The sequence below is a fragment of the Shewanella sp. SM71 genome, from assembly GCF_025653905.1.
Lineage (GTDB): Bacteria > Pseudomonadota > Gammaproteobacteria > Enterobacterales > Shewanellaceae > Shewanella > Shewanella oncorhynchi.
On record NZ_JAKKRW010000029.1, the window covers coordinates 26,447 to 39,689 of the forward strand.

Consider the following 13,243-nt stretch of genomic DNA (forward strand, 5'->3'; position numbering starts at 1 on the left):
ATAAAAAACGCCTTAGATGTTTCCATCTAAGGCGTTTTTCTTTAACTCGCAGAGGTAATTAATCCATAGCAATAAATTTAATCGTTAATGGATAGCGATACACTTTACCTTCGCTGGCCTTAATAATCGCCAGCACAGTGCACACCAAATCGAATATGCCGAGTATGGCTAAAAAGATGAAACCAATGCCGACCAAAGCTAATACGCCACTGATAATCACATAAATCAACAGGCTCAATTTAAAGTTCAAACAACTACGGCCACATTGATCGACAAATGCGGACTCTTCACGCTTCATCAGCCAAATGATCAAAGGACCAAGAATAGAGCCCAACGGCACTAAGTATCCAATAAAACTTGAGGCGTATACCAGTAAGCCAAAATCTTTATCACTTTTTGTAACGGGTTCAATCATAGGTCATCCCTGTTTTATCATTTTGAATATAAAGCCTTATTTTCCACTCGGCCCATATAAACGCATTTGCCAATCTTCTACTGTCTGTAATGCTAGGCGGCGTTGTAGGCTATTAACCCAACTCAGCGCTAATCCCTCGCAGGAAGCTAAACGATCATAGGCACTGGCATTAAACGTTGGCGAGAAATAGAGTGACATGGCCTCGGCAACACTGATATCAGTACGACGCTCAACTAATTCAATCCTATCGTTTAACTGAATAATCCCTGGGGTTAAGATTCTATAAAACCAACCACATAATTGGCTTTGCTGCATAGCGAGGGCGAATTCTCTGTGACCAAATTGCAGATTCAATTTAAAACAAGGTGAACGCGGCTGAGTCACTTGCACTTTTACTGCGCCAATTTGCAAGATATCGCCAATATTGACTTGAGTTTCGTTCAGTCCAACTGTGCTAATGTTCTCTCCCATGCTGGGCGCATCTTCGAGCTGGGTGATTAAGTCCCAACGACGATATTGGCCGTAGTGCTCGCGGGGGAAATGATGTAGGACGCGATCAAGGCCGCCATGGTGTTTTGGATCGGCCTGTGCGTCCCCTTCAACATGGTCGATATGCACTAACAGTTGTTGAGCCGCTTGCTTACCATCAATCCCCGTAGCAACACCGGACATTTCTTGAAGATGAGTTCCTAAGTACAATCCAGACAATTTATTAATCAACAACTTTGACATCTGCAACTCCAAATCAATGACCTATCGCGCATTACTGTCAGAGTGTAAACCGCGATACGCCAATAACACAATCAACCCGCGCCATAACCCACAAAGGTAGGCTAAACATTGCTGCCAAGAAGAACCGAGTAGAGTCTATGAATGATTTAACACCACTTGATTTCGGCCCGCTTCTTTTGCCTGATACAAGGCCAGATCGGCACGTTTGATAAGGTCCTCTGCGGGCTCTTGCACTTGATGCTCAGCAACACCAATACTGGCAGTAATAGAAATATGCAATCCATTCACTTTAATTTCCCGCTGGGAAATGAGGTCACGGATCTGTTCTGCCAGTTCTGCCGCTCGGGATAAATCCATCTCAGGGAGTAAAATTAAAAACTCCTCACCGCCCCAGCGACATAAAATATCCTGTTGTTGTAGTAAACCACGCAGCATATTAGTCATGGTTTTTAATACTAAGTCACCAATCCCATGCCCATAACTGTCGTTCACTTTTTTAAAGTGGTCGATATCCAGCAAGAGTATTGAAATCGGCGATTGTGTCAGCTTCGCTTTATCTAACGCCTGCCTAAAGTACTCATCAAACACCTGACGGTTGGCGGCGCCAGTGAGCTTATCGGTAGACGCCATAATTTCTAGTTTGCGCTGATAACGACCTAAGGTCATGTTTGAGATGAATAAAATACCTAGAGTCACCATTAGGCTTAACGCCAAATTACCCCAAAACGTATTTAACAGTTCCCGCTCTTGTGGCGCATCCTCCTGCTCAACAATCAAATACCACTTAAACTCAGGAACTAAGCGACTATTGAGATAAACCGTTTTCCCATTTTTCTGATAGCTGAAGGCGGCACTTGGGCTGGTTAAAATACGCGTAGCCAAATTATCAAGCCCTACGTTCGTTTGCAGCGAATCCGTACCGTCATATTGATCGCCATGCAAAGTGACATTACCTTGCCGGTCGGTAAAGAACACTCGGCGGTTATAACGCTTTTGATATAACTCAATTAAGGCTTTAACCTTTTCAACCGCCAACCCCACACCAGTAACACCAATGAATTTTCCTTCAAAATCAAAAACTTTATAGTTAACAAATACGGTTGTCTTACTGCGGTCTGCCGTATCGGCATCAATATTGACCTCATAATGTTCAGATTCAGGTAAAGAACGCACTCGAAAATACCAAGCATCGTCAGGCTCTACATCTTGGATTTGTTTTAAAATGCCCGTGGAATGGTAATAATTTCGACTTTTCTCAGACACAAAAAAGCTCGTGACAGTACCGTATTTTTCTTGGATTTCCTTAAGGTAACGAATGAGTTTTTCGGGCTCTTGCTCATGACTTAAGGTCCAATCCCGAACAAAGGTATCCTGCGCCATCAAGGATGAAATAAAGATGGGTCGTAACAAATCCTGTTGAATTTCTGAATAAATATTGTCACTTGTGAGCGGTAAGGTATTGCTCTCTATTTGCTGGCTCAGTGAATCATGGGCCACTTTGTAACTGATACCGCTGGTCACTAAAAAGGCGACCAAAAGCAAAACAGACAGAAGCCAAATAAATTTATTTTTATCATTCCAAGCGTTATTGCCCATTCTCAACTCCAAAGACTACAGAACACCTTGAGTGGCTTATTATTTTAATTTAACGATAACTATTTTAGTTGAATAAATGTTAACGCAATTGTGCCATGGCCGCACAAGATTTCTGTCGTATTGGCGTTCTACGATAGAATAACTTTATTTTGAGCAAAAAAATGCCTCGTTGGGGAAACGAGGCAAAAAACATACTAACCAATAAATGGGAGAAAAGTACAAGAAAACGTTAAGGGACAAGCTATGCGCCACAAGACATACTCTAGCAAGGACGTATGACAGAAAGATGACTCAAACTGCTCGCCCGCAGATTTATCATGCGATTTGCTTCGCCTCTAAATACTGTTTTAGTGCCTCACCCGGAATAGAACTATCAGTTGCCACCGCAAATGCCGCCCAAATCGCCCCTTCTGCCATGGCCTCAGTAATCGACTGGCCGATGCAGAGACTGTGGATCAACCCTGCCGCATAGGCATCACCCGCGCCTGTGGTATCAACAACTGTGGCAGGGATAGCGGCAACATGCTGCACTTCATCGTGCGTGTAAACCTTAGCCCCATTGATACCATCGGTGACAATAAAGTAACGCAGACAATCGCCACCAATGCTTTTGCCATATTCCCAAGATGCGCCATCACAACGCCCCTGAATATCACTCATGGAGGCCAATAAAATATGACAAGGTCTCTGTCTGTCGTCCTTGGCTAATTGCGCGACCACAAGACAATGTTCTAAAGCTGTTTTTGCCCAGCTGACAGAGCCTTCTGCGGAAGTATTAAAATACAGCGCGTCCCATGGCTGCCATTTCGGCGGTACAGATAATTCAAATATGGGTCTTTGTGGCCGAATAATGGTGCGCTCGCCATCTGGCGTCATTACAAGCAGCATTTCGCATGTATTGCCGGCGCGGCGCTGCACTAAACGACAATCGAGACCTTGCGTACTGGCTTCTGCAATGAGCCAATCCCCCATGTCATCACGGCCCACTTGACTCACCAGCGCGACACTATGCCCTGCCCAGACTAAACCTAATCCGGTATTTGCCCCACCGCCGCCGAGCCTTTGGCCGCCATCTTGATAATGGAAACGTCCACCTGTTTTTAAAGGTTTATCAAGCAGTAAGATTCGATCACAGTTGAGATTGGCAACTAACAGAATATTAGCCATTACACGGCTCCAAAGGGCAAAAAAGCATCAAGGCCAGAAGATAAAAACAAAGAAATATCAATCTAGAGCAAAATGCTCACAGGCACAATCCAATCATCAAGATAGAAACACTATAAGGATATGGCAGCGCCTTGATGTAAGCATTTGTCCCGAAGAAGACGAGGAAAACAGTTATACATCCATACGGTATAACATAGATATTAACTCTAACACTTTGTTTAAAATAGATTTATAGAAAAGATAACGTCTCAGGACAACATGAAGCGTAACCATTTTGAAGCCGACTCGATTAATTATCAGTAGACATAGTTAAAATGCATGCTGGATACATATATTAAATTTATGAATGGAATCAAACGCTATGCTAATGGAAATATGGGATACCGCTGAAGAAAAATCTGAGCAGCTACGCCGTTATCAGCTCTGTATAGAAGAATTTAATGAATTGAATTTTCACGATGTTTATATTGCAGAAATCAAACAAGAATACCAACAACTTGCTGAACAAGTAAAAGTGCAGTCAACCTCGGATCCCGAGCGCTAACTGCACTTTGCCATCTAGTTACTCACGATAAACCTTCAATTACTTTATTGGCGTCAATGGTGATAAAGACGCAAATTGTACTGTTAATGTCCAATCTGTAATGACCATATCTGAAGGCTGCCAACTGTCATCAACCCACTCATAAACCAAGCCAGGATTTTCCTCTGCGTTGACTAACAAACGCCGTCCATCTTGCAACACAAGCGTATAATCGAGCCCCTGCGCATCGACACTTTCAATGTCCCCCAAGACATTGTGCTTAATGGCCGAAATAGTTCCGGTTGCCTTAACGGCATCGTTTTCCTTTGCACCGCTGTAAAACTTTAACGCCTCGTTTGCGGCAGTCTTGTGAAAAACAAACTCCTCAGTCACACCCACTACGATCGACGGATCAAGCTCATACCAGGCGGGTATCCATAATGCGTTAATTGTCATCCCGTTATATCCTGCATAATAATTTTACGGACGGGATCATTCTGCCTTAACCCCGACAGAGAAAATACTCTTCAGGGATAAAATAATTTTAATCCCTGTAAGGGATAGCATCACTAAATTGAGCGCATCACTTTCTTTGTAAGATAATCCCAAACCAAAGGGTCATACCTGAGATGCTTTAAGCTCCAGCACTGATGTTGGACTCAATTGGTCTTTCTGTTAGTTTGTAAAACACTTTGCCTCAAACCGACACATTAAGCTGACAAAGTGATCCTGAGCTCAGTAATCGCGTATAGAGTCACACACGATAGATTAATCTTCCCATGCTTGCACCGCAGGCCGATAAATACGGAGTTTACTTGTCTATGGATAAGCCCATAACGCAACCCCCTCAAACCCTTAAGCTCATTGGTGAAACTGAGGCAGGAAAGCGTCAAGAGCTTAAGCAATACTTTAATCAGACATGGGCTTTATACGAGTCTCTGTATGATTTGATCCAAGAAGATAGCGCCTATTACCTCAAAGCCGAGCCGCTGCGCCATCCGTTAATCTTTTACTTTGGCCATACGGCCACTTTCTATATCAACAAACTCAAACTCGGTAAATTTCTCGATGAACGGGTAAACGACAACTTCGAATCCATGTTCGCCATTGGTGTCGATGAGATGTCTTGGGATGATTTGAACGAACAACATTATCCGTGGCCGGATGTGGCAGAGGTGCGAAGCTATCGCCAACAAGTTAATGCTCTCGTCAATCGTGTTATCGATGAAATGCCTCTAGCGTTACCTATCACTCAAAATAGTCCAGCTTGGATCATTTTGATGGGCATTGAACATGAGCGTATTCATTTAGAAACCTCATCGGTGATCATCCGCCAACTGCCGCTGGAATATGTCGCGCCCAACCACCTCTGGCCTGCGTGCCAAGACACCGCCCCTGCCGAGACTAACAGTTTATTGGCTGTAAAAGGGCAAAAGGTGACCTTAGGCAAAACAGAACAAGACCAAACCTACGGTTGGGACAATGAGTACGGCCATAAAATATTTAACGTTAACGACTTTAAGGCTGCTAAATTCTTAGTCTCGAATCAAGAGTATCTCGCATTCGTCGAGGCTGGCGGCTATCGCTCACCCCAATTTTGGAATGAAGAAGGCCAAGCTTGGCTTGCCTATACCCAAGCACAAATGCCGCGTTTTTGGCGCTTAAGACAAGATAAATGGTGGCAACGTAACTTAGCAGAAGAAATCCCGCTGCCATTAAACTGGCCTGTTGAAGTGAATCAACTCGAAGCTAAGGCCTTCTGTAATTGGAAAGCCGAACAAAAGCAAAGCAATATACGTCTATTAACTGAAGCTGAGTGGAACATCTTACGCGAGAATGTGCCCGCCGATGCGCCCGATTGGCATGAAGTGCCGGGCAATATTGCTTTGGCTTATTACGCCTCTTCTTGCCCAGTGAATCGCTTCGAACATAATGGCTTTTTCGATATTGTCGGTAATGTTTGGCAATGGACAGAAACCGCAATCGACGGTTTTGACGGCTTCGCCGTACACCCACTTTACGATGATTTCTCCACCCCAACCTTCGATGGCAAACATAATCTCATCAAAGGTGGCTCGTGGATCTCTACAGGTAATGAGGCAATTGCTTCATCACGCTATGCGTTTCGTCGACATTTTTATCAACACGCGGGCTTTCGCTATGTGGAATCCCCCCAAAATCCAGCTCAAATGGCCGAGGTCAATGTGTACGAAACGGATGAACTGATTTCCCAATACCTTGAATTCCACTATGGCGCCGAATATTTCGGGGTTGCTAACTTCTGCGTCAATGGTGTGCAGCAAGCGCTGAGTGAAATTCAATTGACTCATACAGCTAAAGCCCTCGATATCGGCTGCTCCGTTGGTCGCGCGAGTTTCGAACTGGCAAAAGTGTTTGATCATGTTGATGGTATCGACTTCTCGGCGCGCTTTATTCAACAGGCCTATGCGCTGACAGAACAAGGTGAAAAACGTTACACCATACGCACCGAAGGCGACTTACAGGAATTTAAGAGTGCGAGTCTCGCAAAACTGGGATATGAGCTTGAGACGAAAAAGGTCAACTTTATGCAAGGTGATGCCTGTAATTTAAAGCCCATCTACACAGGTTATGATTTGGTTTATGCCTCAAATCTTATCGACAGGTTAAACGAGCCTAAGCACTTTTTAACCAGTATTGCCCAGCGGATTAATCAAGGTGGATACCTTGTGATTGCCTCGCCATACACTTGGCTTGAAGATTATACGCCCAAGGATAAATGGTTAGGTGGCGTTAAAGTCAAAGGAGAGAACTTCACCACCTTAGATGGTTTGACCGAAACCTTGATCGGCCAATTTGAGCTGGTCGCAGTGAAGGAAATTCCCTTCGTGATCCGCGAGACTAAACGTAAATTCCAACATTCCATCTCAGAAATGACAATTTGGCGTAAACGTTAATGCTCACTCATGGGATAACCAACTGAAGTCCTGATAAAAATATCCGCCAGAAATCCATTTCTGGCGGATGTGTAACATCCAGCTCAGTCACATTTACAGCACCAACTAAGGTGAGAACACTGTAAATGCAGCGAAAAATATCTACACCTTAAACTGTGCCGTTGTTAAACCAAGCTGATTTGCTAACCCCAACAGACTCCGCGTACTCGCTGCTACTTGGCTGATAGCCGCACTATTTTCCTCCGCCGCCACGCTTAAGCCCGCAATCCCCTGCGCAATCGTCGCCGAAACCGTTGTTTGTTCTTCCGCAGCGGTTGCGGTTTGAATCATTAATGCCTTTAAGGTTTCTAAGCGCAAAGCAATATCATCCACCGCGGTCTGCATTCCATCCGCATCTTCTGCGGTTTTAGAGGCTTCAGTGGAACAAGTCACACTATGCAACGCCAGCACACCTGACTGTTGCTGAATACCTTTTAACACTTGCCCAATATCCTGAGTTGCTAACTGAACCTTCACCGCTAACTGACGCACCTCATCGGCAACCACAGCAAATCCACGACCATGCTCGCCAGCTCTCGCTGCTTCAATCGCCGCATTAAGAGACAAGAGATTAGTTTGTTCCGCAATCGCATTTATCACAGCTAATACTGAGCCGATTTTCTGACTATCCGCCTCAAGACTGCCCACCTGTTGATGAATAGTTGCAAAACTGCTCAAGGTCACTTTTAAGCTTTTACGAGTACTAGCCAAGTTTTGCGAAAGAATTTCACTCGAATGGGTACAGGCGGACACTTCAGCGGAGGATCTCATCGTATTCGTGCTGATTTCAGCTGCGGCATAACTCATTTCTTCAACTGCAGTAGCCAACATATCAGTTTCTTTAGCCTGCATCTGAATACTGCAATCGGCTTGTGTCATAGCGGCAGAGTTTTGTTCGGCGGCAGATTCAAGTTCATGCCCAACGCCCACCAGCTGACTGATGATTTCTTTGAGCTTAGTTTGCATCCGCGCCAACCAACTCATCAGGTGATTATCCGTTTGAACATGCGGTAAATTATGAGTTAAATCGCCAGAGGCGATCATACTGGTCAAGTTACACATGTCCTCAGGCTCACCGCCGAGCGGCTTTAATACAAACCCTGTAACTAACTTAGCGGCAGCGAACGCCAACACTAAGGCTGCTGCACAAAGATAAGCCGATAAACATCATACGGTAGGCGGGAGCTGCTATTTCACTCACATCAATTTCAGCCATCAAACCCCAACGTAAACCGAGCTCAACGACAGGAGAATAAGCGGATAAAACGGGATTATTGTTATAGTCATTCACTTGCATCACACCCGATTTACCTGCCAGCGCCTCCTTCACCGCCAGCGTATCGACACCATTCTGAGCTATCGTTCCCGCAAACGAAGCCGTAACCGTGCGATTAATGGGGTCGAGAAAAGAATCGGAACGCATACGATTATTTGGGCCAATAAGATAAGTTTCACCACTTTGCCCCATACCCTCACGAATTTGCATAACTCTGTTGATGCGATCGATTGATACTTGAGCCACCACCACCAATCTTTGCTGATTGAACTGAATCGACTGGCCAATAAATGCCGCCGGTTGACCGTTTGAAGGCGCGTATGCGGAGAAATCTTGTAGTAATACTGTGCCCGCCGATCCCAATGCCTTATTGAATAACTGTGCTAATCCCGAATCATGGAAGGGTCCAGTACGCAAATTGGTGCCGAAATCAGACTCCTTCGCCACTGTATATAAAACGGTGCCATCGTCACTAATAATAAATAGGTCATAAAAACCGAGGGATTTATTTAATGACTGCAAGGTTTGATCTATGTCAGTAAGAGTATCGAGGCTTTTTTGGCTGGCAATTACGGCGCTGACGGCCTGCAGGTTATCGGAAAAGTCCTGAAACATGCCAACAATCTGCCGTTGCTTGATCTCACGCACAGCCACTAAACGAGACTGAGCCTCGGCAAACAATTCATCCCGAGCAATGTAAGTCACTATTGCGGTAGCAAATATGAGGGGTAATAGGACAATCAATAAACTGATAAGCTGAATTTTACGAGTAAAACCCATGGTGAGACTCCTTGTCGCGCATCGAATTCCATTCCTTCAATCTTTGCAGAATCAAACCTGCCTTAAAACTATAGGAGAAGAATCTCAGCTAAACAAAGCGGTGCCGACTATTTTCATCAAAAGTTCACTAAAATTCCGACAACTCATTATTTTTAAGTAGAAAAATGATTAATAACTTTAAATGACAGCCAAGCCATACCGACCATTTCAAACAAAATGATATAGTGGGAAATAAGCAATAAACCAAACGTTAGCATCAACTTATATTGAATGCGCACATCCATGCGACAAATAATGCATTGAAATTTATTAAATATGCATATAAATTCATCCCAAGCCAATTTATAGAGGATTAATAATGAGTTTACTCGAGCAAGTGTCAGTATCTAAAAAAGCCAACATCTACTTTGATGGCAAAGTGGCTAGCCGTAGCGTATTTTTTGCCGATGGCAGCAAGCAAACCTTAGGTGTTGTATTACCAGGGGAATATGAGTTCTCAACCTCCCAAGGCGAAATCATGGAAGTGACTAGCGGCCGTTTTGAGGTGTTACTTCCAGAAACAACGACTTGGCAAGAATTTAGCGAAGGAACTCAGTTTGAGCTGGCTGCAAATGTTAGCTTTAAAATTCGTAACACAGCCATTGCCGAATATTGCTGTAGCTATCTCTAGTCATCTCGATTAAGTGACAGTGCGATTAATATTTCATATCAATCGTTAATCGAACGCTCACAGTGACGGTTTATCTCAGCACTGTGAGTATGTTGTCCTACCGAACCATTTCACCATTTCACCATTTCACCATTTCACCATTTCACCATTTCACCATTTCACCATTTCACCATCAGAATGCTTTATCCGTCTGACATTTATCAATCTGGCAATTTTATCAACCTGGCTCAAGGCAGCGTAAAACTCACAAGGCAAAGTATACTAAATCGAATGCGTTGATATCGCCGACAAAAACAACACTAGACGACCGGTCTAATTTGACTTATCCTAAACCCCATGAAAATTGAAACTCAATCCACTCGCCAGCACATTCTCGACATCGGCTACAAGCTAATCGTACGCAAAGGCTTTTCCAGCGTCGGCTTATCCCTACTGCTGCAGGCGGCCGAAGTGCCTAAAGGCTCGTTTTATCACTACTTCAAATCCAAAGAACAATTTGGCGAAGCGCTTATTACTGATTATTTTGAAAAATATCAATTAGATTTAGACGCATTATTCAATGACTCAACACTGACAGGCCATCAACGCTTGATGCAATACTGGCAACAATGGTTGCACGTACAAGCCGATGGCTGCGTAGATCAAAAGTGTCTGGTCGTGAAACTCAGCGCCGAAGTGGCCGATTTATCCGAAGCCATGCGTGTTGCCTTACTTAAAGGCTCCGCCGGCATCATAGAGAGGTTAACGACTTGCGTTCAAGTGGGCATAACAGATAGATCAATCGCCCTGCAAGATCCGCAATCAACCGCTGAAATGTTGTATCACATGTGGTTAGGCGCCAGCTTAATGAACAAGTTGGGCCACAGCCCTGCGGCACTCGAACGTGCACTCGTGACGACTAAAGCCATTTTAACGCCTAAAACGGCCCTTTAACCTAATACCGACTCAAAACTAATATTTGCTGATATCGATCAGCCCAGATTTTTAAAGAATACATTTTCACGCCCCGAAATTAGACGACTGGTCTACTAATTTAACGGGCTATTAATTAATGCAGCTCAATTAACGCTGCTCATTTAAAGTAATAATAGGAATAACATCATCCATGCTAAATTTTAACTATTACAACCCGACCCGCATCCGTTTTGGTAAAAACACTATCGCCGCAATTGATGCTTTAGTACCGAGCGATGCTAAAGTCATGATCCTCTTTGGCGGCAGCAGCGCCAGAAAAACAGGCACGTTAGACGAAGTAAAACAATCATTGGGTAATCGTTTCGTCGTCGAGTTCGATGGCATTGAGCCAAACCCAACCTATGAAACCTTAATGAAAGCCGTCGCCCAAGTGCGTGAGCAGAATATCGACTTCCTCCTCGCGGTTGGTGGTGGCTCTGTTATCGATGGCACTAAATTTGTTGCCGCAGCAGCGGTATTTGAAGGCGAACCTTGGGACATTCTCACTAGCTGGGGCGCAAAAGTCACTCAAGCTATGCCCTTTGGCTCAGTATTAACCTTGCCAGCGACGGGTTCAGAGATGAACAACGCCAGCGTAGTGACCCGTAAATCACTGCAAGCTAAGCTGCCATTCCGTAATGACTTGGTTTATCCACAATTCTCCATACTCGACCCGACGAAAACCTTCACCCTGCCAGAACGCCAAGTGGCCAACGGTGTGGTCGATGCTTTTGTGCATATCACAGAGCAATACCTCACTTACCCAGTTAACGCCGCCGTGCAGGACAGATTTGCCGAAGGTTTATTGCAAACCTTGATTGAGCTTGGTCCACAGGTACTAGTGCAACCCCAAGACTATGACATTCGCGCTAACTTAATGTGGGTCGCCACTATGGCACTCAACGGCACTATTGGCGTCGGTGTTCCCCACGACTGGGCAACCCATATGATTGGCCATGAACTCACTGCACTTTACGATATCGACCATGCGCGTACATTGGCAATCGTACTACCTGCCCTGCTGCAGTGCACAAAAGAGGCTAAACGCGAAAAGTTACTCCAATACGCCGACCGAGTGTGGCACATCAACACAGGTACTGATGACGAGCGCATCGATGCCGCCATTGCAAAAACCAAGGCTTTCTTCGAAGCCATGGGCATAGCGACACATTTATCTGCCTATGATCTCGATGCCAGCCACGTTGATACTGTCGTGAAACAGCTTGAACTGCACGGCATGGTGGCGCTTGGTGAACACGGCAATATTGACCCAGCCATGAGTCGTGAGATTTTGACCTTAGCCCTCTAACGTCAAACAGTATCCTGATTGAACTAAACCCAAAGCTCACACGTATTGAGGTGAGCAACATAGGTAAAGGTATGAAAATGAATATATTAATGGTACTTACGTCACACGATAAACTCGGCGACACAGGTTTAAAAACCGGCTTTTGGCTCGAAGAATTCGCCTCTCCTTTTTATGAGTTTAAAGATAAAGGTTTTGACATTACCTTAGCCTCGCCACAGGGCGGTCAACCACCACTCGATCCAAAAAGTGATGAGCCAGACTTTCAGACCGAAGCTACTGCGCGCTTTAGCAAAGATCCTGAGACTCAAGCACTGCTAGCGAATACCACTCGCTTAAGTGAAATCAATGCAGCCGATTATGATGCGGTTTTTTATCCGGGCGGCCACGGTCCACTGTGGGATCTTGCCGAAGATAAACATTCTATCATCTTGATTGAACAGTTTTATCAAGCCAATAAACCCCTAGGGCTCGTATGTCATGCGCCCGCTGCATTGCTGCACCCTAAAACCAGTGATGGCAAGCCATTGGTCGGCGGCAAGCGTGTTACCGGTTTCAGCAACTCTGAAGAAGAAGCCGTGCAACTCACTCATGTCGTGCCATTTTTGGTTGAAGACATGCTGCAGAAAAATGGTGGCAATTATGTCAAAGGTGATGACTGGACAAGCTTTGTCGTCGCAGATGGCCATTTGATCACAGGCCAAAATCCGGGATCATCCGAAGCCGTAGCCGAAACCATAGTTGCGCAATTGAACGCGAGAGGCTAAGCGATAAATACGCGACGCTCAGCTTGAAATGAACAAAGACAGGCGCACAAGTGTGCTAAATGCGTTAAAAAGAGCTGTCGCA

Annotated in this window: 11 protein-coding genes and 1 pseudogene; 6 read left to right on the top strand and 6 right to left on the bottom strand. The window is 44.8% G+C overall.

What is annotated here, in order from left to right; all coding sequences use genetic code 11:
• Nucleotides 1-58: 58 nt before the first annotated feature.
• From L5L97_RS21265 to L5L97_RS21280, 4 genes are all read right to left on the bottom strand, one after another.
• Nucleotides 59-415, bottom strand: coding sequence for a DUF4870 domain-containing protein (locus L5L97_RS21265; RefSeq protein WP_105251079.1), 357 nt, complete (start codon nt 413-415; stop codon nt 59-61).
• A gap of 36 nt (nt 416-451) precedes the next feature.
• Nucleotides 452-1,147, bottom strand: a complete 696-nt coding sequence (locus L5L97_RS21270; RefSeq protein ID WP_198572493.1) for an MOSC domain-containing protein — start codon at nt 1,145-1,147, stop codon at nt 452-454.
• Between the two features lie 135 nt (nt 1,148-1,282).
• Nucleotides 1,283-2,743, bottom strand: a complete 1,461-nt coding sequence (locus tag L5L97_RS21275; protein ID WP_105251077.1) for a diguanylate cyclase — start codon at nt 2,741-2,743, stop codon at nt 1,283-1,285.
• Nucleotides 2,744-3,058: 315 nt separating this feature from the next.
• Nucleotides 3,059-3,910, bottom strand: a complete 852-nt coding sequence (locus tag L5L97_RS21280) for a PfkB family carbohydrate kinase (RefSeq protein ID WP_263177000.1) — start codon at nt 3,908-3,910, stop codon at nt 3,059-3,061.
• A 361-nt stretch (nt 3,911-4,271) separates the two neighbouring features.
• Here L5L97_RS21280 and L5L97_RS21285 point away from each other — a divergent pair, with 361 nt between their 5' ends.
• Nucleotides 4,272-4,454 carry a hypothetical protein gene (locus tag L5L97_RS21285; protein WP_105251075.1) on the top strand — a complete coding sequence of 61 codons (183 nt, stop codon included), beginning with the start codon at nt 4,272-4,274 and terminating at the stop codon, nt 4,452-4,454.
• 39 nt (nt 4,455-4,493) lie between these two features.
• Here the strand turns inward: L5L97_RS21285 and L5L97_RS21290 are convergent, their stop codons facing one another.
• Complete coding sequence (locus tag L5L97_RS21290) at nt 4,494-4,889, bottom strand: hypothetical protein (RefSeq protein ID WP_198572490.1); 396 nt, start codon at nt 4,887-4,889, stop codon at nt 4,494-4,496.
• 365 nt (nt 4,890-5,254) lie between these two features.
• Here L5L97_RS21290 and ovoA point away from each other — a divergent pair, with 365 nt between their 5' ends.
• A complete protein-coding gene (gene ovoA, locus L5L97_RS21295) occupies nt 5,255-7,369 on the top strand; it encodes a 5-histidylcysteine sulfoxide synthase (RefSeq protein ID WP_263183891.1) in 2,115 nt (704 codons plus the stop codon).
• Nucleotides 7,370-7,510: 141 nt separating this feature from the next.
• Here ovoA and L5L97_RS21300 read toward each other — a convergent pair.
• Nucleotides 7,511-9,464, bottom strand: a pseudogene (locus L5L97_RS21300) (methyl-accepting chemotaxis protein).
• 358 nt (nt 9,465-9,822) lie between these two features.
• Between L5L97_RS21300 and L5L97_RS21305 the strand changes: the two are divergent.
• The 4 genes from L5L97_RS21305 (at nt 9,823) to L5L97_RS21320 (ending at nt 13,161) form a co-directional block, all read left to right on the top strand.
• Complete coding sequence (locus L5L97_RS21305) at nt 9,823-10,134, top strand: pyrimidine/purine nucleoside phosphorylase (protein WP_063884943.1); 312 nt, start codon at nt 9,823-9,825, stop codon at nt 10,132-10,134.
• A 336-nt stretch (nt 10,135-10,470) separates the two neighbouring features.
• Complete coding sequence (locus L5L97_RS21310) at nt 10,471-11,067, top strand: TetR/AcrR family transcriptional regulator (RefSeq protein WP_212600236.1); 597 nt, start codon at nt 10,471-10,473, stop codon at nt 11,065-11,067.
• 172 nt (nt 11,068-11,239) lie between these two features.
• Nucleotides 11,240-12,397 carry an iron-containing alcohol dehydrogenase gene (locus tag L5L97_RS21315; RefSeq protein WP_263183892.1) on the top strand — a complete coding sequence of 386 codons (1,158 nt, stop codon included), beginning with the start codon at nt 11,240-11,242 and terminating at the stop codon, nt 12,395-12,397.
• Between the two features lie 71 nt (nt 12,398-12,468).
• Nucleotides 12,469-13,161, top strand: a complete 693-nt coding sequence (locus L5L97_RS21320) for a type 1 glutamine amidotransferase domain-containing protein (protein WP_263183893.1) — start codon at nt 12,469-12,471, stop codon at nt 13,159-13,161.
• Nucleotides 13,162-13,243: the final 82 nt, after the last annotated feature.